The sequence below is a fragment of the Enterobacter sp. MGH 38 genome, assembly GCF_000492855.1.
In the GTDB taxonomy this organism is placed as follows: Bacteria; Pseudomonadota; Gammaproteobacteria; order Enterobacterales; family Enterobacteriaceae; genus Enterobacter; species Enterobacter hormaechei_C.
The window spans coordinates 438,742-464,596 of sequence record NZ_KI535607.1; the positions used below are offsets into that span (position 1 = coordinate 438,742).

At 55.0% G+C, this 25,855-nt stretch carries 22 protein-coding genes and 1 tRNA gene; 14 read left to right on the top strand and 9 right to left on the bottom strand.

Annotated elements, in window-relative coordinates:
• Positions 1–114 precede the first annotated feature (114 nt).
• Positions 115–828 (top strand): DUF554 domain-containing protein, encoded by a 714-nt coding sequence (locus L384_RS18790; protein WP_003862452.1) that lies wholly within the window; start codon positions 115–117, stop codon positions 826–828.
• 95 nt (positions 829–923) lie between these two features.
• A tRNA-Phe gene (locus L384_RS18785) sits at positions 924–999 on the top strand.
• 77 nt (positions 1,000–1,076) lie between these two features.
• On the opposite strand, the gene L384_RS18780 is transcribed toward L384_RS18785, so the two are convergent.
• Both L384_RS18780 and L384_RS18775 read right to left on the bottom strand, forming a co-directional pair.
• Positions 1,077–2,861 carry a hybrid sensor histidine kinase/response regulator gene (locus L384_RS18780; RefSeq protein ID WP_003862454.1) on the bottom strand — a complete coding sequence of 595 codons (1,785 nt, stop codon included), beginning with the start codon at positions 2,859–2,861 and terminating at the stop codon, positions 1,077–1,079.
• A complete protein-coding gene (locus L384_RS18775; protein ID WP_003862456.1) occupies positions 2,858–3,490 on the bottom strand; it encodes a response regulator transcription factor in 633 nt (210 codons plus the stop codon). Before L384_RS18775 ends, L384_RS18780 begins: the two co-directional genes overlap by 4 nt.
• Before the next feature lie 175 nt (positions 3,491–3,665).
• On the opposite strand from L384_RS18775, the gene L384_RS18770 reads away from it, so the two are divergent.
• Both L384_RS18770 and L384_RS18765 read left to right on the top strand, forming a co-directional pair.
• Positions 3,666–3,980: a lipoprotein gene (locus L384_RS18770; RefSeq protein WP_003862457.1), complete on the top strand. Its 315-nt coding sequence runs from the start codon at positions 3,666–3,668 to the stop codon at positions 3,978–3,980.
• A 115-nt stretch (positions 3,981–4,095) separates the two neighbouring features.
• Entirely contained in the window at positions 4,096–7,158 is a 3,063-nt protein-coding gene (locus L384_RS18765) for an autotransporter outer membrane beta-barrel domain-containing protein (RefSeq protein WP_023323738.1), read from the top strand.
• Between the two features lie 61 nt (positions 7,159–7,219).
• Here L384_RS18765 and L384_RS0120920 read toward each other — a convergent pair whose 3' ends face one another.
• Positions 7,220–7,747, bottom strand: a complete 528-nt coding sequence (locus L384_RS0120920) for a helix-turn-helix transcriptional regulator (protein ID WP_003862459.1) — start codon at positions 7,745–7,747, stop codon at positions 7,220–7,222.
• Between the two features lie 668 nt (positions 7,748–8,415).
• Here L384_RS0120920 and pgaA point away from each other — a divergent pair.
• Genes pgaA through pgaD form a run of 4 tightly spaced genes read left to right on the top strand, consistent with a single transcriptional unit; the run spans position 8,416 to position 14,555 of the window.
• Entirely contained in the window at positions 8,416–10,854 is a 2,439-nt protein-coding gene (gene pgaA / locus L384_RS18760) for a poly-beta-1,6 N-acetyl-D-glucosamine export porin PgaA (RefSeq protein ID WP_023323739.1), read from the top strand.
• A gap of 8 nt (positions 10,855–10,862) precedes the next feature.
• Entirely contained in the window at positions 10,863–12,800 is a 1,938-nt protein-coding gene (gene pgaB / locus L384_RS18755) for a poly-beta-1,6-N-acetyl-D-glucosamine N-deacetylase PgaB (protein WP_003862461.1), read from the top strand.
• Positions 12,793–14,124, top strand: coding sequence for a poly-beta-1,6-N-acetyl-D-glucosamine synthase (gene pgaC / locus L384_RS18750; RefSeq protein WP_023323740.1), 1,332 nt, complete (start codon positions 12,793–12,795; stop codon positions 14,122–14,124). Before pgaB ends, pgaC begins: the two co-directional genes overlap by 8 nt.
• The gene (pgaD, locus tag L384_RS18745) at positions 14,121–14,555 is read left to right on the top strand and encodes a poly-beta-1,6-N-acetyl-D-glucosamine biosynthesis protein PgaD (RefSeq protein WP_023323741.1); all 435 of its coding nucleotides are present in this window, start codon (positions 14,121–14,123) and stop codon (positions 14,553–14,555) included. The genes pgaC and pgaD overlap by 4 nt, the downstream gene beginning before the upstream one ends.
• 52 nt (positions 14,556–14,607) lie before the next feature.
• On the opposite strand, the gene gss is transcribed toward pgaD, so the two are convergent.
• Positions 14,608–16,470 carry a bifunctional glutathionylspermidine amidase/synthase gene (gene gss, locus L384_RS18740; RefSeq protein WP_023323742.1) on the bottom strand — a complete coding sequence of 621 codons (1,863 nt, stop codon included), beginning with the start codon at positions 16,468–16,470 and terminating at the stop codon, positions 14,608–14,610.
• A 183-nt stretch (positions 16,471–16,653) separates the two neighbouring features.
• On the opposite strand from gss, the gene yghU reads away from it, so the two are divergent.
• A complete protein-coding gene (gene yghU / locus L384_RS18735) occupies positions 16,654–17,520 on the top strand; it encodes a glutathione-dependent disulfide-bond oxidoreductase (RefSeq protein WP_003862465.1) in 867 nt (288 codons plus the stop codon).
• Positions 17,521–17,596: 76 nt separating this feature from the next.
• The gene (gene fucR / locus L384_RS18730; RefSeq protein ID WP_023314843.1) at positions 17,597–18,346 is read left to right on the top strand and encodes an L-fucose operon activator; all 750 of its coding nucleotides are present in this window, start codon (positions 17,597–17,599) and stop codon (positions 18,344–18,346) included.
• Positions 18,347–18,348: 2 nt separating this feature from the next.
• On the opposite strand, the gene L384_RS18725 is transcribed toward fucR, so the two are convergent.
• Complete coding sequence (locus L384_RS18725) at positions 18,349–19,896, bottom strand: methyl-accepting chemotaxis protein (RefSeq protein ID WP_003862469.1); 1,548 nt, start codon at positions 19,894–19,896, stop codon at positions 18,349–18,351.
• A 152-nt stretch (positions 19,897–20,048) separates the two neighbouring features.
• On the opposite strand from L384_RS18725, the gene L384_RS18720 reads away from it, so the two are divergent.
• Complete coding sequence (locus L384_RS18720; RefSeq protein WP_003862471.1) at positions 20,049–21,089, top strand: aldo/keto reductase; 1,041 nt, start codon at positions 20,049–20,051, stop codon at positions 21,087–21,089.
• A 58-nt stretch (positions 21,090–21,147) separates the two neighbouring features.
• On the opposite strand, the gene L384_RS18715 is transcribed toward L384_RS18720, so the two are convergent.
• Entirely contained in the window at positions 21,148–21,636 is a 489-nt protein-coding gene (locus tag L384_RS18715) for a TIGR00645 family protein (RefSeq protein WP_003862473.1), read from the bottom strand.
• A gap of 43 nt (positions 21,637–21,679) precedes the next feature.
• Complete coding sequence (locus tag L384_RS18710) at positions 21,680–22,183, bottom strand: ESA_00282 family adhesion-associated protein (RefSeq protein WP_003862475.1); 504 nt, start codon at positions 22,181–22,183, stop codon at positions 21,680–21,682.
• 102 nt (positions 22,184–22,285) lie between these two features.
• On the opposite strand from L384_RS18710, the gene L384_RS18705 reads away from it, so the two are divergent.
• Together L384_RS18705 and L384_RS18700 are read left to right on the top strand one after the other, a co-directional pair.
• A complete protein-coding gene (locus tag L384_RS18705) occupies positions 22,286–22,690 on the top strand; it encodes a hypothetical protein (RefSeq protein ID WP_003862477.1) in 405 nt (134 codons plus the stop codon).
• Between the two features lies 1 nt (position 22,691).
• Complete coding sequence (locus L384_RS18700; protein WP_003862479.1) at positions 22,692–23,117, top strand: hypothetical protein; 426 nt, start codon at positions 22,692–22,694, stop codon at positions 23,115–23,117.
• An 80-nt stretch (positions 23,118–23,197) separates the two neighbouring features.
• Here L384_RS18700 and exbD read toward each other — a convergent pair whose 3' ends face one another.
• A complete protein-coding gene (gene exbD / locus L384_RS18695; protein WP_001251472.1) occupies positions 23,198–23,623 on the bottom strand; it encodes a TonB system transport protein ExbD in 426 nt (141 codons plus the stop codon).
• 4 nt (positions 23,624–23,627) lie between these two features.
• Positions 23,628–24,359 carry a tol-pal system-associated acyl-CoA thioesterase gene (gene exbB / locus L384_RS18690; protein WP_003862482.1) on the bottom strand — a complete coding sequence of 244 codons (732 nt, stop codon included), beginning with the start codon at positions 24,357–24,359 and terminating at the stop codon, positions 23,628–23,630.
• Positions 24,360–24,610: 251 nt separating this feature from the next.
• Here exbB and metC point away from each other — a divergent pair, with 251 nt between their 5' ends.
• Positions 24,611–25,798, top strand: a complete 1,188-nt coding sequence (gene metC, locus L384_RS18685; RefSeq protein ID WP_003862484.1) for a cystathionine beta-lyase — start codon at positions 24,611–24,613, stop codon at positions 25,796–25,798.
• Positions 25,799–25,855: the final 57 nt, after the last annotated feature.

A 25,855-nucleotide genomic window follows, 5' to 3' on the forward strand; every position in this document is an offset into this window, starting at 1 on the left:
ATTTTCAGGTGCAAGAAGGAATCAGTATGCGTTACGCCTCCCAAAGCTAAGCGTAATCAGGGACGAACGTGCCATAATGATGCAATGCCAGTGCTTAAATAACAGGAGTTAAACGTGGTAATTGGACCCTTTATCAATGCGGGAGCCGTATTGCTGGGCGGTGTACTTGGGGCAGTATTAAGCCAGCGGTTGCCGGAGCGTATTCGCGTCTCCATGCCCTCCATTTTTGGCCTGGCGTCGTTAGGGATTGGTATCCTTTTAGTGGTGAAATGCGCCAACCTGCCGGTGATGGTACTGGCGACGCTGCTCGGCGCGCTGATCGGCGAATTTTGCTATCTGGAAAAGGGCATCAATCACGCGGTAGGCAAAGCCAAAAACCTGATTGCCCGACCGGGCAAGGCGAAGCACGGCACGCACGAGTCGTTTATTCAGAACTACGTTGCGATCATTATTCTGTTCTGCGCCAGCGGCACGGGGATATTCGGTTCGATGCAGGAAGGGATGACCGGCGATCCCAGCATATTGATTGCGAAAGCGTTTCTGGATTTCTTTACTGCCACCATCTTTGCCACCACCCTCGGCATCGCCGTCGCCGCGATTTGCGTGCCGATGTTGCTTATTCAACTGGCGCTGGCCACCTGCGCCACGCTGATCCTGCCGCTGACAACGCCAGCGATGATGGCAGACTTTACCGCCGTCGGCGGCCTGTTGCTGCTGGCGACAGGGCTGCGAATCTGTGGCATTAAGATGTTTGCAGTGGTGAACATGCTCCCTGCCCTGCTGCTCGCGATGCCGCTATCCGCGCTCTGGACGCACTTTTTCGCTTAAGTTTGCGACGAAATGGTGAGAGAGTGTGCAGTCTGCACCGAAAGCAACAAATTTCGTTGACGCCGGAGGGAGGATCGGGTTTAATGCGCCCCGTTGCCCGGATAGCTCAGTCGGTAGAGCAGGGGATTGAAAATCCCCGTGTCCTTGGTTCGATTCCGAGTCCGGGCACCAAATTTCATATTAACGGACCTCCACGGAGGTCCGTTTTTGCATTCTGAGCCCGCCAGAATCATTACTTCTGCATTCCTTTAACGACATCCCAACCACTGCGTCAGCAGCGCATGCAGTTTAGCTGGCTCCAGAGGCTTGCGGAGTACCAGGTACCCCTCCTGCTCCGCCTCCAGCAGAACCGGTGAATTAAATTCGCCGCTAACTATTGCGCCGCTCATATCCGGCAGACGTTCAAAAAGCGCTTTCAGGATATCGAAGCCGCTTTCGCCGGATCGCAGGCGCTGGTCGCACAGCACGGCGAACGGCGTAAAGCCGTCGTCGATTATGGCAAACGCTTCTTCAGCGGAGGCCGCACAGCGTACGTCGATTCCCCAGACGCTCATCAGGCTCTCCCAGGCAGACGTCACCAGCGGGTCGTCATCGACAACCAGGCAGGAACCGTGCAGCGGCGCATAGCGTACCGGCGTGGCGGTGTTATCAGCGGCGGGCGGGGTATCCAGCACGCTATCTTCGCCAGCATATTGGGTAAAGCGCATCCAGAAGCGTGAGCCTTTCCCTTCAATGGATTGCATCCCGTATTTCACCTTCATCAGCTTGGCACAACGGGCAACGACGGCCAGTCCCAGCCCGTGTCCGGCGCTGTCGATCTTCCATGCCAGCTCGGGGCGGTAGTAAGGTGAGAAGATTTTGCCCTTCTCTTCATCGGCGATACCGACTCCCGTGTCCCACACCTCCACCATACACTCGTCACCGCGCGGTCGGATGGCGACCAGCACCCCGCCCTGGAGCGTGTAGCGAAGGGCGTTTTGAATCAGGTTGATCAGGGACTGTCGCACCAGTAGCGGATCGCCCATCACGTAGATATGGCGTTTAGGCCGCCGGATGCACAGCCTAAGCGCGCGGCTGTTGGCCTCTTCACGAAACAGCGTGATGACCGAGTCGAGCAGAGCACCGATATCCACTTTGGTCGGGGCAGAGAGGACATTCCCGGATTCTATTTTGCTGAGATCGAGCAGAGAGTTGAGCATTAAATGTACCGAGCGAACGCTCTGCTGAAGGTCAAGAAGCTGTGGCGTCAGGCTGCCGTCCCGGTTTCGATGGAGGATGGCTTCGATCAGAAAGCCCATAGCATGCACAGGCTGGCGCAGATCGTGGCTGGCGGTGGTCAGAAACTGATTTTTATCCAGCAGTGCCTGCTCCGCGTCCTCTTTGGCCTGACGAAACTGTTCCGCCAGCCGTGAGCTTTTTTCCTCCAGCAGCGCTTGCTGAATAAAGAACGCATGGGAAGTTAACGCATGGCGGTAAATTGCGAAGCCGTAAAGCAGATTCAGCATGAGCACGATGAACATCAACTCATCCAGCCGCCAGATAATACCGAGGTTCAGCACCCCCCAGGAGGCGAAGAAAAAACGCGTGAAGGTACTAATGACAGGCGTCAGATGTGTCGCATTGGCGGCGACGATGGCGGCGATGCTGATATTAAGTAACAGGAAAAAGTCAAAATTCTGCGTCTGTGGCGTAATTAAATAGAGTGAAGAAATTCCCAGCCCGTGAATAAAGGCAATATTATTAATACGCGGAAGCCAGCGTCGCAGGACGTCCCTCTCACCGTTTTCTTTCGCTTCACGCTGATAGCATCGGTGCAATAGTCGTATCGCCACGGCACATAGCAGATAAATAATTATCCAGATAATCGTTGGGCCGAGGTCGTCCCCAAGCATATAAATCCAGATGGCGAAAGGAATACCCACAAAGGGCACAGCACTAAAGCTAAATACCAGCCGAAGAAAGGTGTTGTTAAGCAAACGGATCTGCGCCGGAGCAGAGATACCATCATTTTGTAAGCTCTGGAAAAACCTCATTCCGACGGTTCCTGCTTGCCATGCAGAAGCGTGATGGCTTCAACCCGGCTGTTAACGCCTATCTTTTTCAATATATTGCTGATGTGTTCTTTGACCGTGGGCTCAGAAATTGAAAGCTGAGCGGCGATTCGTTTATTTGGCAGGCCGCGCATAATCATATTTAACACGTCTATTTGTCGCGGCGTTAAGTTAAATTTACTTAACTTCTCATTATTGGCCTTAACGGAAATTTCGTTTCCCTCAGGAAACCAGGTCTGATTATCAGTGAGTGCGAAAACGGCCCGCGAGAACATCTCAGGTGGCTCGCTTTTCAATACAAAACCGTGTCCCCCGGCGGCATTAACTTTGCGCCAGATATCATTATTGTCATCCCCGCTGACCACCAGGAGTCGTACCTGTGGGTAAAGTTGTTTTACTTCTTTGAGTAATTTCAGGGCCGTTCCGGAAGAGAGCCAAAAATCGATTACCAGCAAACGTGGCGGGCCATGATCTCTAATTTGTCGGTAGCAATCATCCTCATTCGTCACCACACACGCCTGTTTAAACTGGCAATGTGTAATCAGAAAATTGGCGATGCCGCTTGCTACCAATGGATGGTCATCAACGACTAACGCATAATTCTGTCCCAAAGGAGCCTCCTTTTACCTTCGCATATCTTAGAGTACAGATGAATTATTATCTACCCACCCTACTTTAGGAGGGTTTTTTCGATTAGGAAAGAGAAATATATTATTCGCTGATTTGGGTAAAAGAAAACATAAATACAATCAGTGAAATTAACTGGTTGGATATCAAGGATAATTTATGAAAAAACCACTAATCGTTTTAACCGTTACGTTGATGTTAGCCGGTTGTTCCACGTTGAAAACCGATCAGGCTATTCCACTCCTGCAAGCGGAGACCGCTAAAATGCTGGGACTGGGATCATCGGATGAAATAACTGTGACCAATGTTAATGGCGCCCAGCCGGACGCACTGGGTGGACAAAAGCTGTCTTATCGCGCCACGACGGAAAAAGGGCGTATTTTCGATTGCTCATCAATGATGATGCCGGGGATTTTAGGATCCGCACCGACACTCAGCGCGCCAACCTGTACACCTGTTGTCACACATAAATAATTAACGCCGCATCAAAAGGCGTACATAAATAACGCCTTTTACATTATCTGGCGTATCTGAGTTTTCATAAAAAACGATGTTCCTGACATCATGCTAATGAGTACGGAGATAGCCCGTGAATAACTCTACATCGCATTCTTTAGCGGTTAAGACACCGCTTTCCAGACTTTACCTCGCTCTATTTTCCGCGCCGCTGTTACTGTTTTTACCTGCCGATATCGCGCGTGCAGCCGATGCCTTTTTTGATGGCGACTCGCGTATTACCGAAACGCTGGGTTACACCGGTGATGTGTATGTTGGACGTAATCAACGCGGAAATCTGTTGATCGATAATGGCAAAATCACCGCCTATAACATCAATATCGGTCGGCTGTTCGACGGCAAAATTTATGAAAGCGTGGTCACGGTCCGTGGGCCAGACGCTGAGCTTAACGCGGTGAACGATCGGTACGTCCTGCGCGGCGACCTGAATCTTGGCCTCGGCACCCTGCGAGTCGAAGAGGGCGCGCTGGCGAGTGCAAAGGAGATTGTTGTCGGCACCACCCGCGGCTACGACAGCCACCTTATCGCCACGGGTGCTGGCTCTCGTGTGACCAGTAATTTTCTCAGCGTAGGCACCGATCTGGGCGCACGCTCCACGCTTGCGATTGAAGACGGCGCTGCGCTCAATACCGCTTACGATGCACGCATCGGCAACGGTACCGGACCGGATGAAACCGACACGCTGAGCCCGAAAGCCACCGTCACTGGGAGCGGCTCACAGTGGAACGTTGGCCGTACGTTGACGCTTTATGGCGACCTGGACGTGCTGAACGGCGGAACGGTTAACGTTGGCGGCGTGCAGGTGGCAGGCGTCTCCGGGGCAGGGAAAACCGCCGAGCTGGTTATTGCGGGCGAGGACTCACGCTTTACCAGCGGCAGCAGCGTGAGCGTGGGCGATTACGGCAATGGCGTGCTGTCTGTGATTGACGGCGGTTCATTTTCCGCTGGCAGCAATGCGCTGATCGTGGGGACATCGGGTTCCGGCTCGAACCGGGGTGCGCTCATCATCGGCAGCCGCGGCAATATGGACACCGGCACGGGTTTAACTGAGCCAACGCTTGGCACGGCGGGCGGCGCAGGTACCCTCGATGCGAAGACGGCAATAAGCCTGCGTGGCGGACTGTTCGGCAGCTATGTCTACTTCAACCATACCGACGGAAATTACATCTTCAGCAACACGATGAGCGGTGAAGGTGATGTGATCAACACCTCCGGGCAGACGACGCTGAACGGCGATCTTTCCGCACTCAAGGCGAACGTCACCGCGCGGGGCGGTAAAGTCATTATTGCCAGCAATATTAATACCCAACCAGAAGACGATATTTTTGACGTCCAGACGCTTAGCGCGGAGAACGGCGGCACGCTGATCCTCAATGCGACGGCGGGTTCAGACGTCAGCAACGGGGTGGGTTACAGCAGCGCCGCGTCAATCAAGTCCGGCGGCACGCTGGGCGGCAACGGGACGCTGGGCCAGACCGAGATCCTGTCCGGCGGACATATCTCGCCCGGCGACGGCACTATCGGTACGTTGACGCTGAAACGCTATCTGAACTTTATCGGCGAATCCTTCTATGACGTCGATATCGCAGGAGATGGCCGCAGCGACCAGCTACTGGTATCGGGCAAAACCACCATCAGCAATCAGGCTAAGGTACAGGTCACCGCGCTGGATCCGCAAACCAGCTATAAAACGGGTCAAAGCTACCGCATTTTGACCTCCGACGGGGGAATTGACGGTGAGTTCGCCGGCGCGATCTCCAAATCCGCCTTCCTCGACGTGGCGCTTAAGCAAAGCACCAACGCCGTCGATCTGACCATCGCGCAGAAAGAGACCGGTGGCGAGAATCCTGGAGGAGAAAATCCCGGAGGCGAAAACCCTGGCGGTGAGAATCCTGGTGGTGAAAACCCCGGAGGCGAAAACCCTGGCGGTGAGAATCCTGGTGGAGAAAACCCCGGAGGCGAAAATCCTGGCGGTGAGAATCCTGGGGGTGAAAACCCGGGCAGCGGCAAGCCGGGCATTTTCCAGACCGTGGCCCAAAGCAGCAACCAGTGGAATACCGCTGGCGCGCTCTCCACGCTGACGCAAAGCGGCCCGTCTCTGGCGCTGTATAACTCGCTGCTTCTGCTGAGCGCGCCGGAAGCGCGTGAGGCGTTCAACCAGCTTTCTGGTGAAGTTTATCCGTCAATGCAGTCCAACCTGATCGCTGGCAGCACGCAGGTGTTTAACGTGTTAAACCAGCGGATGCAGCGCGCGTTTGATAACGACAGCCTGCCGATACCACCGTTAGCCATGTCGCTGGTGCAGCAGCCGGAGCCGCAAAACAATGGCGTCTGGGGCCAGACCTTCAGCTCCTGGAGCCGAAACAGCGGCGACGGTAACGTGGGCAAGCTGGACGGCAACACCACCGGCTTCCTGCTGGGGGCAGATCGCAAACTGGCGGACCATAACGTGCGTGTCGGCGGCTACTTCGGCTACAGCCGGGGTGATTACGACGTCGACAGCCGTCGCTCCTCAACGGATACCGACAACTATCACCTTGGCCTGTATGCGGCGGGTCAACAGGATGCGTTCTCCCTTCGCGGCGCGCTGGGGTACACCTGGCACAAGATTGAAGGCGAGCGCAATGTTGATTTCAGCGGTTTCTCGGATCGGCTGAAGTCAGATTACGACGCCAACTCCCTGCTGGCGTTCACCGAAGCGGGCTACCGTTTCGGCCAGCCAGACAGGAATATTGAGCCGTTCGTCAATTTATCGTACATCCGGCTGCATACCGACAGCTTCAGGGAAGACGGCGGTGCCGCTGCGCTGAGCGTCGGTAACGAAACGATGAACACCTTCTACACGACACTCGGGTTGCGCGGTGTGACCGAGCTGCCGAAGCACGTTAACCTCTACGGTTCATTGGGCTGGCAGCACGCCTATGGCGATAAGAATACCTCTTCGCGCATGGCGTTTGCGGGCAGCGACGCGTTCATTACTCAGGGACAGGCCGTGGATGAGGATGTGATGGTCGGTGATATCGGCGTGAGCGTACAGCTGTCGCGTGCTGCGACGCTGGATGTAGGTTACCAGGGACAATATGGTGCGGATACCCGCGTCAACTCGGTTAACGCCAATCTGCGCTGGTCGTTCTGAATTATTTCCATTAAAAGAACCCGCCCTCGTGGCGGGTTTCTGCTTTTGGCTTCTGACGAAGCTAGGGATCGTTCCCAACCGCGTCCAGCAGTTTGTTTTTAAAGATAAACAAACACGCCTCGTTGAAATTCCCTGCCCCTAACCGCTCCGACAGCACCGTTCGCTTGCGATAGAGGCTTTTAACCGACATATTCAGCTTATCTGCAATCTCTTCCATTGACCTCCCTGCCTTCAGCAACCGGATCATTATCGCTTCGTGTCGACTCAGCCGTAAGTTAAGCAGCCATTTGGTTGTCAGACGCCTGCCTTTCATATCAAGCACCAGATTGAATAACGACGCCATATCCGGAGCCGTAAGCGACGTGTTCATAAACAGCTTCATACTGAGAAGATCCTCCTCTCGAGGACGCATATCCAGCATAACGCAGCAGATCGTTTTTCTCGTTCTGGCCGGATGGCGTATCAGGTAATCATATAAACGGAGCGGCGTACGGCTATCAATCAGTACAGTATATTCATTTGCGTCGGTATCAAATATGTTTCTGTCTATCGAACTGAGGCAAATTATATCCGGGAAAAATAGCCGCATCCCCCTGACAAGGAAACAATCCTGAGTCACTAACACTATTGAAGTCGCCACTAACCATCCCTTTTAGATTAAAGCAAGCCCGCCTCTTAAGAAACAAGAACGCTTTCGTTTATAGCGTTTTACATTAACGGCAAATGTTTTCTGGCTTTGATCATCCCTCAATATGACATTGGTGAGCTAGACTTTTTGCAGACTATCACTCAATGCCTGGCGTTAATTATAAATAAAAAAGAATTTCAGAAAAGTCACTTCTCTGAACATTAAGAATTTTTGTCATGAAACTTCCCAAACATGCACCAGAAAGTACTTTAATTAACTCAGAAGAACTTCATTTTGAATATAACAAAACAGGAAGCAGAGAAAGAAAAATCATTTAATATCAATTAATTAAAAACATCAACCCTGCACTAAATTATCTAAAAAACTTACTTCTCCCAGAATTATCTCAAAACCTCCCAGCCGCTTTTCAACTTATTTATCCCCCAACACATCGGGTGTACATTAAGCCCAATCAGACCACTGAGATGAGGGCTCATAATTACCTTTAAGTAAGTACCCCATAACGTAGCATCATTCAGATTTAATGTTCTCCTTTATGCCCTTTAACGCAGAGTTAAAAGGCGGCCGTGTTATGCAATGGATTCACAATAAACAAATGGCAAATAGATATGGAAAGATCGCTTAGCTTCACTACGTTATTCTTTTATCGCACCACAATATTATTGTTCCTGCTTTTACTCTTTCCTGTTCTGGTTCAGGCTGATGAATCCGTTTATGAGCATCAGATACAACAGGCACGTAACGGTAATTACGCTCTGTTTCTTGATTACCTACAGCGCTATGAGCAACAACATGCTTTAACACCCGGACAGGTTGCGGACTGGTTACAGGTAGCCTCCTGGGCAGGACGCGATGACGAAGTTATCCGGGTCTGGCAGCGTTATGGTATTTATATGCCGCTGCCCGCTCGCGCCATCGCTGCCGTCGCCCAGTCCAGAAGAAACCAAAAAGCCTGGCCATCCGCCTTATCGCTGTGGAAAGAGGCGCTCAGCCTTGCGCCGGATAACGACGATTACCGCATCGGCTATGTGAAGACTCTGGCCGATGCCCGCAAAGATCGCCTCGCGCTTTCGGAAGCCCGGCAGCTGGTTAAAGACAATCCTTCTCCCGCGCACCTTGAGACGCTCTCCTATGTCTGGATGCGCCAGGGAAAAAACAGGGATCGGCTGCTGGCTGACATGCGCGCGCTGAGCGCCGCGCCAGGGAATGAGGCCCTTCTTCGCGAGACGATCGATGCGCTAACGGATAACCGGGTAAGCACGCCCGCACTCTGGCTGTCACAAAACGCGGCGCTCTCTCCTGCGGAGCGCCGCCGCCTTGAGCGTAACGCCGCGGCTGAACGGGTACGCCTGGCGGATGTGCCTGGCAGAACGGAGAAAGAGCGCCTGCGGCTGGCACAAAACGCATTAGATCGCTATCACGCCCTGCTTTCCCGCTGGCAAAACGACCCGCAGGCGGCTGATGACGTCATCCTTGCCCGTATCGATCGGCTTGGCGCCCTGTATGCGCAGGGTAATTACCGGCAGGTCATTAGCGAATATGAGTCGCTGACGGCCGCACAGCATCCGGTGCCGGACTGGGCCATCGGCTGGGTGATCTCTGCATATTTGCAGGAGAAAAACACCGTTGCCGCCTTCTCGCTTGTGCAACGCTATCCACACTACGCCTCCGATCCGCAGGATGAGGAGCATGCGCTTTTCTACGCCTGGCTGGATACGGGGCAATATCAGGCCGCCCGCCGCTACGTTGAGCGCGAGACCCGCAGCGTTCCCTGGACCCGCTACGATTTCGGGTCCCCCACCGCCCAGCCAAACGATCGGTGGCTTACCGGGCAGTCACTCAAATTTAACTATTTGCTGGCAACCAACGCCCTGCCGGAGGCCGAAAAGCTGTCGTATCGTCTGGCGTCAACGGCGCCGGGAAATCAGGGATTACAGATTGATTATGCCGCCCTGCTTCAGGCCAGAGGCCTGCCGCGTGCGGCCGAGCAAAAGCTTAAACGAGCAGAGGCGCTCGAACCCACGAATCTGGAGCTTGAAAAACAGCAGGCTTACGTCGCAATGGACCTTCAGGAGTGGCGCCAGATGGATTTACTGGCTAATAACGTAATTGCTCGCGCCCCCGCCGATCGCAGCGCCCGTCGCCTGGACAGACTCAGAATGGTCCACCATATGTCTGAGCTGCGTCTGAACGCGGCTAAAGGATTGCACTCAGATAACCCCGTCAGCGGTAGCCACGACATGAACTGGGACGCCACGCTCTATGGCCCGCCCGTGGCGGATAACTGGCGGCTGTTTGCCGGCACCCGCTATGCCCAGGGGAATTTCGACGAAGGTAAAGGCATCAGCCGCCACCTGTTGGGCGGCGTTGAGTGGCGCCCCCGTGACCTCACGCTCGAAGCCGAGCTCTCCGGCAACCACTATCACGGCAAAAACAGGCCGGGCGCACGGCTCTCAACAACTTACAGCCTGAGTGATAACTGGCAGGTCAGTAGTAACCTCGAGCGCTTGTCACGCGCCACACCCTTACGGGCATTACGCAATGGGATTAGCGCCAACCGGGGTGAAGGTGGGGTGCGCTGGTATCAAAACGAACGACGTGAATACCAGTTCAACGCCGCAATCAGCCGCTTCTCAGACCACAACCGCCGTCAGGAATACACCCTCTCTGGGAAAGAGCGTCTCTGGCAGACCCCGACCCTGACGCTGGATCTCGAACCGCGAATCGCCGCCAGTAAAAACAGCCTGCGTAATACGCTCTATTACAACCCGGCACGGGAGCTGTCCGTGACGGCTGCCCTGTCCGTTGACCATGAGATGTACCGCCACTACGACACCCTCTGGAGCCAGCAGTTCGTGGCAGGCGGGGGCAGCTACTGGCAGAAAAATCAGTCACCTGGCGCCGTTACCCTGCTGGGTTACGGGCAACGCATCCAGTGGAACAACGTTGTCGATACTGGCGTGATGCTGAACTGGGATAAGCGCCCTTACGACGGCAAACGCGAGAGCAATCTCTCCGTCACGTTAGATGCGACTTTACGCTTTTAAGGATGAATATGCTGAACACACGTTTTTCTGTAAGCCTGATCGTCATCGGCTGGCTCTGCCTCAGCGCGAGCCTCTGCGCGCAGCCGCTCTCCTTTATGGCCCCTGAAGAGAGGCCGCAGCTGGAGGCCAGCAAACCCTGGCCGGAGAATCAGTTTTTGGTCCTGGCCTACCACGACGTCGAAGATGATGCCGCCGATCAGCGCTACCTCTCCGTTCGCACCAGCGCGTTAAACGAGCAGATAAGCTGGCTTTTGCACAACGGCTATCACGCCATTAGCGTGCAGGACATTCTGGATGCGCATGAAGGAAAAAAAGCGCTGCCGCCGAAAGCCGTTTTGCTCAGCTTCGACGACGGTTATAGCAGTTTTTACACCCGGGTATGGCCCCTGCTTCAGGCCTGGAACGTTCCTGCGCTGTGGGCACCGGTGGGCAGCTGGGTGGATACGCCGGCAAATCAAAAAGTTAACTTCGGCGGTCTGATGACGCCCCGCGATCGCTTTGCCACCTGGGATATGGTTCGCGAGCTCAGCCAGTCACCGCTGATTGAGATTGGCTCGCATACCTGGGCCTCGCATTACGGCATTCCGGCCAACCCGCAGGGAAGCCGTGAACCCGCCATCGCTAACCGTTTTTTTGATAACGCGACGGGGCATTACGAAACCGATGAACACTTCAATCAGCGGATCGCCGCAGACGTACGGAAAGTCACCGATAAAATCACCCAGGTGACGGGAAAAGCGCCGCGTGCCTGGGTGTGGCCCTATGGGGCTGCTAACGGTACATCGCTCGCTATCGCCCAGAAACAGGGCTATCAGCTGGCCTTTACCCTGGAGGACGGGCTGGCAAACGTGCGCGACCTTGGCAACATCCCGCGCCTGCTGATTGCCGGAAATCCGTCGATAAAAACCTTTGCCAACACGGTTAGCCGCGTTCAGGAGTTTGAACCGGTGCGCGTCATGCATGTTGACCTTGATTACGTCTACGATCCCGATCCGGCCCAGCAGACGAAAAACATCAACAAACTCGTCCAGCGGGTCTACGACATGAAAATCAGCCATGTGTTTCTCCAGGCGTTTTCGGATCCGCGGGGCGACGGCAGGATCAGCGCGCTCTATTTCCCCAACCGTCGTCTTCCGGTCCGGGCCGATCTCTTTAATTTTGTCGCCTGGCAGCTACAAACCCGCGCGGGAGTGAAAGTCTTCGCGTGGATGCCGGTTCTCTCTTTCGATCTCAGTCCAGCCTTGCCGCGCGTGCAGCGCCGTGAGCGTCAAACGGGAGAGTTGACCGTGGCCGCCGAGCCCTATATCCGGCTCTCCCCCTGGAGTCCGCAGGTTCGCCAGCAGGTGACGGAGATCTATGAAGATCTGGCCCGCTATGCCAGCTTCAACGGGATCTTGTTCCATGACGACGCAGTGCTGACGGACGTTGACGATGCCGGACAGGATACGACCCGGCAGAAGAGCCAGCGGCTTATCGGCTTTACCCGCACCCTGAGCCAGGCGGTGAAAAACATCCGTGGCCCGCAGATCAAAACCGCGCGGAACATGTTCGCGTTACCCATTCTCGAGCCGGAAAGCGAGGCATGGTTTGCGCAAAATCTGGATGATTTTCTGGCGGCCTACGACTGGACGGTGCCGATGGCAATGCCGCTGATGGAGTCCGTCCCGGCAGAAGAGAGCAATGCCTGGCTGACGCGTTTAGTCAAAGCCGTCGCCGCACGCCCCGGCGCGCTAAATAAAACGATTTTTGAGCTACAGGCCAGGGACTGGGCGCAGAAACCGCAGCGTGCCGTAGCCGATGAACGTCTGGTGGAGTGGATGCGGGTGCTCCAGCTGAACGGCATCAAAAATTACGGTTATTACCCCGACGACTTCCTCAACAACCAACCTGATATTTCACGTATCAGACCTGAATTTTCTTCGTACTGGTATCCTGACAATGACTGATCGCATTATCGCCTTCTCTATTTTGTGTCTGGTATTCGGGTTGCCGTTAGGCGTAGCCGCGCTGTTTACTGGCGAACTGATTCTGGACTTTGTCTTTTTCTGGCCGCTGTTTATGTCCGTGCTCTGGGTAACCGGCGGCCTCTATTTCTGGTTTCAGCTTGAACGGCACTGGTCGTGGGATAACGCAACACCCGCCCCCGCCTTAGCCGGTGAGCCGTTAATCTCGATTCTTATTCCCTGCTTCAATGAGGAACGCAACGCACGGGAGACCATTAGTGCCGCGCTGGATCAGCGGTACTGGAATGTAGAAGTTATCGCCATCAACGACGGTTCTTCTGATAACACGGCGGAGGTACTGCAACAGCTGGCGCGGGAGCAGCCGCGCCTGCGGGTGATTAATCTCGCGGAGAACCAGGGGAAAGCCGTGGCGCTCAAGGCCGGCGCTGCGGCGGCCCGGGGCGATCTGTTGGTCTGCATTGACGGCGACGCCCTGCTCGACCGCGACACCGCGGCGTATCTGGTGGCACCGCTGATTCAGTATCCCCACGTTGGGGCCGTCACCGGAAATCCGCGTATTCGCACGCGCTCAACGCTGATTGGTCGTATTCAGGTGGGCGAGTTTTCTTCCATTATTGGCCTCATCAAGCGAACGCAGCGGATCTATGGCCGGGTCTTTACCGTCTCCGGCGTCATCGCCGCCTTTCGCCGACAGGCGCTGGCGGATGTCGGGTACTGGAGCCCGGATATGATCACAGAGGATATCGACATAAGCTGGAAGCTTCAGCTTCGCCACTGGGATATCTTTTTCGAGCCGCGGGCACTGTGCTGGATCCTGATGCCGGAGACGCTAAAGGGACTGTGGAAGCAGCGTCTGCGCTGGGCGCAGGGGGGGGCAGAGGTGTTTCTGGTTAACCTGCGCAAGATGGCCCGCTGGGAGCATCATCGCATGTGGCCCCTGTTTCTCGAGTACGCCCTATCAACGCTGTGGGCATTTGCCTATGGGGCGACCGTGGTGTTGTTCATTCTCAGCCATATTATCCCTCTTCCCGCGAACCTGGCCGTTGCGAGCCTGTTTCCCCCGGCGTTTACCGGGCTGCTGCTGGGCGTAATGTGCCTGCTGCAATTGCTCGTCAGTTTGTATATCGAGCGGCGCTACGAGCGGAATGTGGCAGGCTCGCTGTTCTGGGTAATCTGGTTCCCGATGGTGTACTGGATGATTGGCCTGTTTACCACCCTCGTGGCATTTCCGAAAGTCATGCTTAAACGTAAACGCGCCCGCGCGCGCTGGATCAGTCCGGACCGGGGTAAAGGGAGCATTCAATGAACGAGAGTACGTTAATTTTGACTGAACATCGGCTGGCACCGCGTCTTTTCGATGCTGCATTAACGCTGATAGCCTGGGGAGGATTCCTGTTTTTCCTGTACGCCAGGCTGTGGATGCAGTTAACCGAGGAGGGCGATCACCGCTGGAACGTAATTATCGCCTCGTTTAATACAGTGCTGGTTTATCTGCTGATTGCCGCGTTCAACGGCTGGCTGCTGATCCTGTGGTATCAGTACAATCGCCGCCGCGCGCATGTGAGGCGGCGTCATCCGGAAATGTTGCGCCATGACGAGCTTGCCCAAAGTTTTAACGTCACGCCGCAAATTATGTCCGAGATGAGCCAGTACAACCTGCTGACGGTTTACCATGACCAGATTGGCCGGATCATTGATTTGAAGATCAGCGAGCAGCAGGACGAGAAAGAAGAGTAAGAAAAAGCCCCCGCAGGTTATCCGGCGGGGGCTTTTTTGTCGCGGGTATGAATTAGTTATCCTTCACCACAATCAGCGGTTCAATATCGCTCTCTTTCTTCACCACCAGCGAGTTATCCCCACGCAGGCAGGTTCCGCCATAGTTCCCGCCCACGGTAAAGGTGCAGACCTGAATGTATCTGCCGTCAACCTTCGGCAGGCACCATAGCTGCTGGTAGATATTCTTGCGGTCAACAAACTTGCCGCTGGACTGGTCCAGCAGTTCGTCCTGGGCGCCGATCAGATCGATATTGCTCCCGCAGCGTCCGGCGATCGGTTTAACGGCATAACCGGTCCGTTTGAGCAGATCGTTGACCTCAAAATCGGTATCCAGCAGGTAACGGTGGTTCGGGAAGAGCTGCCACAGCACCGGCAGGATCGCCTTGTTACCTGGGATCACCGTCCACAGCGGTTCAAAGACCAGCACTTCCGGGCGCAGCAGGACGTCAATCAGGCGCACTTCACCTTGCGGGTGACCGGTGCGGATAGGCACGGCGGCGTACTCGGTTTCGCTCACCTCGCGGATCTGCTCAATCGCCGTTTCCCATGCCCAGGTTTTCCATACGCAGTTAACGTGACGGCCTTCATCATCAATCAGTTGCCCGGCGGCATCCCAGCTCAGCGCGCCCAGTCCATGCAGGATTTTGGTTTCAAACCCGGCCTGGATCAGCGAGCGCTGAATAAAGAGCGCGTGGTAATCCTCTTCAATATCGTTGTCCTGCATGATATGGACGAACGGCCGCGCGTGGCTGTGCTTCCATGCGCCGGTCAGCTCCTCCAGCAAGCCTTCCGCCGGATTGTGGCCGGTGCCGCGATAGCCGTTTTTCACCCACTCTTCAAGAATCAGCCCGCCCTCGGTATGGCAGGAGGCGGAATCCGCGTTGTACTCGTAAACCTTAATGCCGCGCTCATCCATGCAGAAATCCATACGACCGGTGATCATATGGTGACGACGCCACTGCCAGGAGAGGCGCAGACGCGGCCAGAGAATTTTCGGGATGTCGAAAAGCGCGAGTAAGCTGTCGTCTTTCAGCACCTTGTCGGTGGCATGAAGGTACATCAGGTGCAGTTCGTTGGTGGCTTTGATCAGCTCCTGCTCGGCGCTTTCGGTAATGGTGAAATACTGGCAGGGATCGTTGTTGATAACGTGGCCGTTGGCGCGAACGTACGCCTGTTGCAGGGCGTCGTTTTCATTGAGCCATTTCCCGTCGAACTGGCGGTTGTTCTTCAACCGCGCGCCGCTGATTTTCAGCAGTTCACCGTCGATCTCCGGCTGAGGAATACTGTGTTCCGTCTCCTCCGTCTGGATCATCCAGCCGAGGATCTCGGTATCGTTGAACGTGTCATGAAGCGTATAGCAACCGTCCTCCACGCTCAGACGCAGCTCGCGCGTCCACTGCTGCCCCATCGGCAGCGGGGAGTGAATAACGTTCTGCTCGGCAATGCGTACTCTGTCATCCAGCAGTTGGGTAATGACGGCGACGTGGCCGGTCTCATGAAACTCACCGCCCTTTTGCCAGATGAGCAGCGCACCGGCCTGCGGCGCGCGTTTTGAGCCATTGGCAAAGGCCTGTAGCGGCAGAATATTGTCGTTTACCACCTGGCGCAAAAAACGCAGGGAGAAGATCTCCCACGCCATCCCGACGTCGGTAAAGACAAACCCGTGATTGAGAAACAGGAAACGGCGCGCAAACTCAACGCACTGCCATTTATGGCCCATGTACTCGTTGCCGATATAGCTGCGGAATTCCGCATCTTCCGGATAGCGACGCGGATCGAGACTGCCGTAATTTGAAGAGTAAATCGCCACGCCACCCGGCGCATAACCTAATAACGTCCCGAAGGGGGCGTCACTGCTTAACGTTCCTTTACGCATGTGTCCAACCTAAAACAGGCAGGCGGCAATTTTTTTGTGGGGTTGTCGTCGTCTGCACGTTGTAATTAACTGACAGAGGTGGCGTTATCATACACCCGCCCTGCCCATTACGCTCGCATCGTTAAACGGTTCCTGCATCTCCTGCTACACTGCCTCAACACAACACCAAAGAGGCAGGCCAACATGTCAGATAACACCTATCAGCCACCGAAAGTGTGGGAATGGAAACAGAATAACGGCGGCGCGTTCGCCAATATCAACCGTCCCGTCTCGGGCGCGACGCACGAGAAAGAGCTACCTGTGGGCGCGCACCCGCTCCAGCTGTACTCACTCGGTACGCCGAATGGACAGAAAGTTACCATCATGCTGGAAGAGCTGCTGGCGCTGGGCGTGACGGGCGCGGAATACGACGCATGGTTGATCCGCATTGGCGAGGGCGATCAGTTCTCCAGCGGTTTTGTCGACGTGAACCCGAACTCGAAGATCCCGGCCCTGCGTGACCACTCCACCACCCCGCCGACGCGCGTCTTTGAATCCGGCAATATCCTGCTCTATCTGGCCGAGAAATTTGGTCACTTCCTGCCAAAAGATCCGGCAGGACGAACGGAAACCCTGAACTGGCTGTTCTGGTTACAGGGCGCGGCCCCGTTCCTCGGCGGCGGTTTTGGCCACTTCTATAACTACGCGCCAGTGAAGATTGAGTACGCTATCGATCGCTTCACCATGGAAGCTAAACGCCTGTTCGACGTGCTGGACAAACAGCTGGCGCGCGGTCGTTACGTAGCGGGTGAGGAATATACCATTGCGGATATGGCGGTCTGGCCATGGTTTGGCTGCGTGGCGCTGGGCAGCGTCTATAACGCCGCCGAGTTCCTGGATGCCGGGAAGTACACCAACGTGCAGCGCTGGGCAAAAGATGTGGCGAATCGTCCGGCCGTGAAACGCGGGCGCATTGTTAACCGTACCAACGGCGAGCTGAACGAGCAGTTGCATGAGCGTCATTCAGCAAGCGACTTCGATACCCAGACGGAAGATAAACGTCAGGGTTGATCCTTGACCGGGCGGTTCGCCGCCCTTCTTCCGCGATGAGAAAAATGCGTCAGCACGCGTGCGCAAGGAGCCTCGTATGTCAGACCAGACGCTAAAAGCGACCCGACAGCAGAGCCTTATCACCCTGCTGAGTCAAAGCGACTGGCTGACTACCGAGGTGCTGGCTGAAAAGCTCTCCGTCAGCAAAGAGACGATCCGCCGGGATCTGAAGTCGTTGCAGCAGCAGGGGAAGCTTCTGCGCCAGCACGGGCGCGCGCGTCTGATTCACCCGGACAGCCGCGACAGCGGTGAACCCTTTGGCGCACGCCTGAAAAGCCATTATGCCGACAAAGCCGATATTGCCCGCCACGCGCTGGGCTGGATCAGCGAAGGGATGACCATCGCCCTCGACGCCAGCTCAACCTGCTTTCATCTGGCGCGCCAGTTGCCGGACATCGACCTCACCGTATTTACCAACAGCCTGCCTGTCTGCCACGAGATGGCAAAGCGCGAGCGGATCACGCTTATCTGCTCCGGCGGAACGCTTGAGCGTAAGTATCGCTGCTATGTTAATCCGGCGCTGGTGACGCAGCTAAAAGGGCTGGAGATCGATCTGTTTATCTTCTCGTGTGAAGGGGTCGATGAGCATGGCGTTCTCTGGGATCCGTCCGAGCACAACGCGGGCTTTAAGGCGCTGCTGTTAAACCGCGCCAGCCAGTCGCTGCTGCTGATCGACAAAAGTAAATTTATGCGGGCAAGCGAAGTGAAAATTGGTCAGCTGTCGCAGGTAACACAGATTATTCAGAGCGATAAACGTCAGGCCGCCAGAGACGGCCTGACACGATGAGGTTACGCGGTGAGACGGAATTTCTGCACTGAGCGCTGGAGTTCTTCGGTCTGCCGTTCCAGTGCGGCGGCGGCGGCGGAAACCTGCTCCACCAGCGAGGCGTTCTGCTGGGTCACGCCGTCCATCTGCGTGATGGCAACGCCGACCTGAGAAATTCCTTTGCTCTGCTCCTCTGACGCGGTGGCGATCTGCTTCATAATGACGGTCACTTCCGTCACGTCGCGCAGGATTGCTTCCATCGTGGTGCCGGTATCGTTCACCAGTTGCGCCCCCTGCTCCACGCGGGCAACGGAATCCGCAATCAGCCCTTCGATCTCTTTGGCCGCATTCGCGCTGCGGCTGGCCAGATTACGTACCTCACCCGCCACGACCGCAAAGCCTCGCCCCTGCTCCCCGGCCCGGGCGGCTTCCACCGCGGCGTTCAGCGCCAGAATATTAGTCTGGAAAGCGATGCTGTTGATAACGGTGGTGATTTCAGCGATTTTTTTCGAGCTGTCCGAAATGCCGCTCATGGTCGTAACCACATCTTCCACCAGCGACCCGCCGCGGCTGGCCGTGCTGGAGGCGACATCCGCAAGCTGGCTGGCCTGGCGCGCGCTTTCGGCGTTCAGCTTCACCGTTGCGGTAAGCTGCTCCATGCTGGCCGCGGTCTCTTCCAGCGCGGCGGCCTGCTCTTCGGTACGCGAAGAAAGATCGTTATTCCCGCTGGAGATCTCCGTTGCCCCGCGCCAGATATTCTCGCTGCCGGAACGAATCGTGCTGACCGCCTCCCGCAGGCTGTCCTGCATTGCACTCAGCAGCGGTACCAGTTGCCCCACGCAGTTGCGGCCCAAAGATTCAATCGGCTGGCTGAGGTCGCCCTGCGCAATCTGGCGGAACTGCTGACGGATACGATCCAGCGGTTTTACCAGTATCGCCACCAGGTAGCGGTCGGTGAAAAGCAGGATCAGCAGACCCACGATCGTGGCGGTGATAATTACCGTCCGGGTCATGCTGGTGAGGCCGTCGACCACCACGCGCGTGCTGTCGAGCGCCTTCGCCGCGGTATTGTTAAAGTTCTCAGCCGCTGACCCGAATGCACGGCTTAGCGGCGGCGTGACGTTGTTGGCATGCTGACGATAGCCTTCGAGCGTCGCCTGCTTCGCCTGCGCCATCTGCGGTGTAACGCCCTGATCGAGCAGCGCCTGCCAGGTGGAAATCACCTGCGCAGACACCTTTTCATCCATCGGGCCCGGGGAGATAGCTTTCATCTCTGCCAGCTTTTTACTCATGTTATCCAGCGCCTGCTGAGCAGGAGCCAGGTCCGGCGTGCCGCCCGCCGCTTTAACTTCCATTGCCCGGCTCAGGCGGGTGACGAAACGGAAATACTGATCGTTGCCCTGGCTCAGCACCGTCATTTGCCGGACCAGCTGGCGGTCAACGTCATTACCATCAGAAACACGAGACAGAGACCAGGTGCTGTAAAGCCCCACGCCTGCCCACATGACACAAAAGATCCCCAGTATCGTCAGCATGACGAAACGGATGGTGAAATTACGAAGCATCTTCATTGAGTATTCCTTGCCGTGAGGGTGAATTCGCCCAGAGGCGAGTACTCCCCTCGTTATCGGCAGATACTGTAGAAAATATACTTTTTTCGTTATCGAGTCGGCATAGAATGAAAACGTTGTTTCGAAAATTCACCGACAAGAAAGGAGACATCATGTCCTGGCACCCTTACACCGGCCGATACGAAAACATGCAGTACCGATACTGCGGCAAAAGCGGCCTGCGCTTACCGGCACTGTCGCTGGGCCTGTGGCACAGCTTCGGTCACGTTCAGCCGCTCGATTCCCAGCGCGCGCTGCTGCGTAAGGCCTTCGATCTCGGCATTACCCACTTTGATCTTGCCAACAACTACGGCCCCCCTCCGGGCAGCGCTGAAGAGAATTTTGGCCGCCTGCTGCGGGAGGATTTTGCCGGGTATCGTGACGAGCTGATCATCTCCACCAAAGCGGGCTACGACATGTGGCCAGGACCGTATGGTTCGGGCGGTTCACGTAAGTACCTGCTCGCCAGCCTCGACCAGAGCCTGAACCGCATGGGTGTGGAGTATGTGGATATTTTCTATTCTCACCGCGTAGACGAAAACACGCCGATGGAAGAGACCGCCGCCGCGCTGGCACACGCGGTGCAGAGCGGAAAAGCGCTGTATGTCGGCATTTCGTCTTACTCCACGGAACGCACGGCGGCGATGACCGAATTGCTGCGCGAGTGGAAGATCCCGCTTTTGATCCACCAGCCGTCTTACAACCTGCTTAACCGCTGGGTCGACAAGACCGGCCTGCTGGACGCGCTGGAGAAAAACGGAACGGGCTGTATCGCCTTTACCCCGCTGGCACAGGGCCTGCTCACCGGAAAATACCTGAACGGCATTCCGGACGGTTCACGTATGCAGCGCGAAGGGAAAAAAGTGCGCGGCCTGACGGAGAAAATGCTGACGGAAGCCAACCTGAGCAGCCTTCGTCTGCTGAACGAGATGGCGCACGCGCGCGGGCAGACGATGGCGCAGATGGCGCTAAGCTGGTTGTTGAAAGATGAGCGTGTAACGTCGGTACTGATTGGCGCGAGCCGCCCGGAGCAGCTGGAAGAGAACGTTCAGGCGCTGAATAACCTCCGCTTTAGCGAAGATGAACTGATGCGGATTGACCAGCACGTTGCGGATGGTGAGCTGAATTTGTGGCAGGCGTCGTCGGATAAATAGTGCGGCCTGCTGCCCTTACCACGCCCCCTCTCCCACAGGGAGAGGGGGCGTGGTGAATTTATTTCTTACTGATCTTATCCAGATACCCCATCACAAACGCCGACAGCACAAACGTCAGGTGGATAATCACATACCACATCAGCTTATTATCCGGGACGTTTTTCGCGTCCATAAAGACGCGTAACAGGTGAATAGACGAAATTGCAACAATCGACGCCGCGACTTTATTCTTCAGCGATGAGGCGTCCATTTTCCCCAGCCAGCTGAGCTTTTCTTTGTGCTCGGCGATATCAAGCTGAGAGACGAAATTCTCATAACCGGAGAACATCACCATCACCAGTAATCCTCCCACCAACGTCATATCTACCAGCGACAGTAGAACCAGAATCAAATCGGCTTCTGCCACGGAGAAAATGTTTGGCAGGACGTGGAATATCTCCTGAAAGAACTTAATCGTCAGGGCGACCAGCGCCAGGGAGAGACCAAAATAGACGGGTGCGAGCAGCCAGCGAGAGGCATACATTGCGTTTTCAAAGAAGCGTTCCATAAAATCCTGTCTGCAAACGAAACCAGCGCTGAGTATATCTCAACTATACCTCGTTGGGATCTACATCCGGACGCGCATACTCCGGCCAGACCAGCGCGACCAGTTCCGGGTAGGCTTCCAGGCTAAACTCACGAAAACACTGGCGCAGATTTAATACATCTAAATCGGAGTACGACACCTTCTCGCCATTCAGACAGCGCTTTTTGATATTGTCGTAATATTTATAGACCGCCGAATTAAGGTCGCTACAGCGGCGCTGCGCGTCGAACAGGCCGGGCGTATCATTAATTTCGGCCATTTTCATTCGCTTAATTGTCGCATGGAGGAAATCGATATATTCGTGATTTACTCGCCAGTACCAGACCGGCGTCACGGCGTTCATCAATACGGAGAAATGATCTTCCCCCTCCTCTTTCGACATCAATTCAGGCTGCGGCGGTTCACTGACGTCTTTTGACACTTTCGTTTTATTGAACTCTTGCATCAATAAAAGCACGCCAGCGGTCAGTAATAGTAACGTTATGACCGTGAAGAAAATGCTGTTCATGGGTAGGCTCCATTTTTTTTGATTTTAAAATTGCCTCATGATATTGTCAACGAATCTCACCCTTTTTCCAATCCCACCCTTTTGAAATTAAAGGAAATTAAAATGCTGCCCGACAATCTTGTCCCGGCAAAGTACCACATTACGCTTGTGGAACAGCCTTCGACGGAAGCAGATAAAGAGGCGAATTTCACTCAAGGAAAAAGAAAACTCTCCGACTATGAAGCCGACATATTAATTGGTGTTTCACGCACCGGCAAATCCCGTAATATGGTGCTGGAAGAGCACGATCGCCATTTAAAAGAGCGTTTATTTCGCGCGATCAAGATTGAAGCCTTAGTTCATCTGCTGAATGATTTACAGGCCGAAGGGGAAATAGACGCCCAGACGCTAAGTCAAATAATGGTCGAGAAAACGCAGCAAATAAATGAAGCCGGCAATGAAATTTGGCTTAATTTAATTACGCGTGAAAAAAACAATCCCATCTTTTATAACCTGGGGGAAGATTAACGTGAATGATGATAGCGGTAATAACGTTTATTTGACTTTAGATGATAAAAAAAGCGATGAATTTATCTTAAAGCAGAATCTCGACGCCCTGAAAAAGATAAAAAATGACGAGATGACGCGAATTACGCAGGATTTGGTTTCGATTCCGGCCACGCTGGTACGCCTGAAATGGCAGAACCGTCGGGAGATTTACGCCTTGCAGGCCAAGGAGGAGATTTACGGCGCGGTGATGAACGCCATTATTGAACAGCGTCCTGAGCTTAAAGAGAAGATCCTCGGGCGACTGGAGGCGAACTATCAGTACCTGCTGGCACGCGAGACAGCCACCCTGCGCCTGACCCGTAAACTCTCGGAAGGCAATTACCGTACATCAAACGTGACCTGTGTGGCGCTTGATGAAGAGGCGCCGACGGCGCCTTCAGAGTGAGACAACAATGATTGTTGCGGAATGCAGGCCGGGTAAGGCGACGCCGCCACCCGGCAGGCAAGGCTGCAAGAGCCTTCGTTTTACTTCGCGGCCGCTTTCTCTTCGCCGACCAGACCAATCTTCAGGTAGCCCGCCTGATGCAGCGTGTCCATTACCTTCATCATGGTTTCATAATCGACGGTTTTATCCGCGCGGAAGAAGACGGTGGTGTCTTTCTTGCCGCCGGTGAGCTGGTCCAGCGCCGGAATAACCGAGGCATCCGTTACCGGATCGTTGCCCAGGAACATGGACTTATCGGCCTTCACGGACAGGTAGATAGGCTTTTCCGGACGCGGCTGCGGCTGGCTGGAGGACGCAGGCAGATTCACCTTCACGTCCACCGTCGCCAGCGGTGCGGCAACCATAAAGATAATCAGCAGAACCAGCATGACGTCGATAAACGGCGTCACGTTGATCTCATGCATTTCACCGTTATCGTCCAGATTTTCATTAAGACGCATTGCCATACAATCAACCTACGCGCAGTTTGGACGCCGCATGAACCGGTTTAACGGCGCTGGCGTTCAGGTCCAGATCGCGGCTTTGCAGCAGCAGAACCTGCGCGGCAACGTCACCCAGTGTGGCTTTGTAACTGCCAATCATGCGCGCGAAGATGTTATAGATAACAACCGCCGGGATAGCGGCAACCAGACCGATAGCCGTTGCCAGCAGCGCTTCTGCGATACCCGGCGCGACGACCGCAAGGTTAGTGGTCTGCGTCTGGGCGATACCGATAAAGCTGTTCATGATGCCCCAGACGGTACCGAACAGGCCGACGAACGGGGAGATAGCGCCGATAGTCGCCAGGTAGCCGTTACCGCGGCCCATATGACGACCCACGGCCGCAACGCGACGCTCCAGACGGAAGCCGGTACGCTCTTTAATGCCTTCGTTATCTTCACTGCCTGCGGAGAGTTCCAGCTCGTTCTGCGCTTCGTTCACTAACAGGGTAGTCAGGCTTTTCGCATGGAAGGATGAGGTGATATCAGAAGCCTGATCCAGAGAACGGGCTTCCGCCAGCTGCTTCTGCTCACGCTTGAGGCGGCGTTTTTGTGAAAGAAGTTCGGCGCTCTTGCTGAAGAAGATAGCCCAGGTGATCACGGACGCCAGAATCAGGCCGATCATCACAATCTTAACTACGATGTCAGCATGTTGATACATGCCCCAAACGGAGAGATCCGTCTGCATCAAATTATTACCCACTCTGTATCTCCAGGACGCAAATCACAAAATCTGAACGTAATAATATCAAAACGTCGTCGAATTGATAGTAGTTCTCATTAGTATTTACATAGTGCCGTAATTTTCGCTCACTTTCCTTGCGCTTACGCAGTAAAAATTTCTTATGCGAATTTTTGATAATATTTTCTGCTTATTCGATAAGCATCCGGATGCACATTCTGACAATCGTGGTAGTCTGGACGTCCAGACGTATAAAAATAGGGTTAGCGAACATGACTAAAAAGCAGCTTGAGACCACGCTGGTGCAGGCAGGACGCAGTAAGAAATACACTCAGGGCTCGGTCAACAGCGTGATCCAGCGCGCCTCCTCGCTGGTGTTTGATACCGTTGAAGATAAAAAAATCGCTACGCGTAATCGCGCGAAGGGCGGGCTGTTTTACGGTCGTCGTGGCACGTTAACCCATTTCTCGTTGCAGGAAGCCATGTGCGAACTGGAGGGCGGCGCGGGCTGCGCGCTGTTCCCGTGCGGCGCGGCGGCGGTCGCCAATACCATTCTGGCGTTTGTGGAACAGGGTGACCACGTCCTGATGACCAATACCGCTTACGAGCCAAGCCAGGACTTCTGCACCAAAATACTCAGCAAGCTCGGCGTCACCACCAGCTGGTTCGATCCGCTGATTGGGGCCGGTATTGCCGGGCTTATTCAGCCCAACACGCGCGTTGTGTTCCTGGAATCTCCCGGCTCCATCACCATGGAAGTGCATGACGTCCCGGCCATCGTGAAGGCGGTGCGCAGCATAGCGCCGGAAGCGATCATCATGATCGACAACACCTGGGCGGCAGGTGTGCTGTTTAAAGCCCTGGAATTTGACATCGATATCTCCATTCAGGCGGCGACCAAATACCTGATTGGCCATTCCGACGGCATGATCGGTACGGCGGTATCTAACGCCCGCTGCTGGGATCAATTGCGTGAAAACGCCTACCTGATGGGCCAGATGGTGGATGCCGATACCGCCTACATGACCAGCCGGGGCATCCGTACGCTCGGCGTGCGTCTGCGTCAGCATCACGAAAGCAGCCTGCAAATTGCACAGTGGCTGGCGCTGCATCCGCAGGTGGAGCGCGTTAACCATCCGGCGCTGCCGGGCAGCAAAGGGCATGAATACTGGCAACGTGACTTTACGGGCAGCAGCGGGTTGTTCTCATTTGTACTTAAAAAGCGCCTGAATGACGCCGAACTGGCAAGCTATCTGGATAACTTTACACTCTTCAGCATGGCCTATTCATGGGGTGGGTTTGAATCGCTGATCCTGCCCAACCAGCCGGAGCAGATTGCGGCCCTGCGCCCGGGCGGCGAGGTGGACTTCGAAGGGACCTTAATCCGCCTGCATATCGGGCTGGAAAATGTGGACGATTTAATTGCGGATTTATCGGCAGGATTTGAGCGCATCGTGTAAAGTGCTGACTGAAATGTACTCCCCGGACGCAATTCTGAACACCGCAAGCAGAAAAGT

Coding starts and splice junctions, on each gene's coding strand:
- L384_RS0120920 (WP_003862459.1), bottom strand. CDS start 7,747: ATGCGGCTATTTTTCCCGGATATAATTTGCCTCAGTTCGATAGACAGA.
- L384_RS18710 (WP_003862475.1), bottom strand. CDS start 22,183: ATGAACAGCATTTTCTTCACGGTCATAACGTTACTATTACTGACCGCT.
- pgaD (WP_023323741.1), top strand. CDS start 14,121: ATGAACGAGAGTACGTTAATTTTGACTGAACATCGGCTGGCACCGCGT.
- gss (WP_023323742.1), bottom strand. CDS start 16,470: ATGCGTAAAGGAACGTTAAGCAGTGACGCCCCCTTCGGGACGTTATTA.
- L384_RS18725 (WP_003862469.1), bottom strand. CDS start 19,896: ATGAAGATGCTTCGTAATTTCACCATCCGTTTCGTCATGCTGACGATA.
- fucR (WP_023314843.1), top strand. CDS start 17,597: ATGTCAGACCAGACGCTAAAAGCGACCCGACAGCAGAGCCTTATCACC.
- metC (WP_003862484.1), top strand. CDS start 24,611: ATGACTAAAAAGCAGCTTGAGACCACGCTGGTGCAGGCAGGACGCAGT.
- L384_RS18715 (WP_003862473.1), bottom strand. CDS start 21,636: ATGGAACGCTTCTTTGAAAACGCAATGTATGCCTCTCGCTGGCTGCTC.
- L384_RS18705 (WP_003862477.1), top strand. CDS start 22,286: ATGCTGCCCGACAATCTTGTCCCGGCAAAGTACCACATTACGCTTGTG.
- L384_RS18770 (WP_003862457.1), top strand. CDS start 3,666: ATGAAAAAACCACTAATCGTTTTAACCGTTACGTTGATGTTAGCCGGT.
- pgaB (WP_003862461.1), top strand. CDS start 10,863: ATGCTGAACACACGTTTTTCTGTAAGCCTGATCGTCATCGGCTGGCTC.
- L384_RS18720 (WP_003862471.1), top strand. CDS start 20,049: ATGTCCTGGCACCCTTACACCGGCCGATACGAAAACATGCAGTACCGA.
- pgaC (WP_023323740.1), top strand. CDS start 12,793: ATGACTGATCGCATTATCGCCTTCTCTATTTTGTGTCTGGTATTCGGG.
- yghU (WP_003862465.1), top strand. CDS start 16,654: ATGTCAGATAACACCTATCAGCCACCGAAAGTGTGGGAATGGAAACAG.
- exbD (WP_001251472.1), bottom strand. CDS start 23,623: ATGGCAATGCGTCTTAATGAAAATCTGGACGATAACGGTGAAATGCAT.
- L384_RS18780 (WP_003862454.1), bottom strand. CDS start 2,861: ATGAGGTTTTTCCAGAGCTTACAAAATGATGGTATCTCTGCTCCGGCG.
- pgaA (WP_023323739.1), top strand. CDS start 8,416: ATGGAAAGATCGCTTAGCTTCACTACGTTATTCTTTTATCGCACCACA.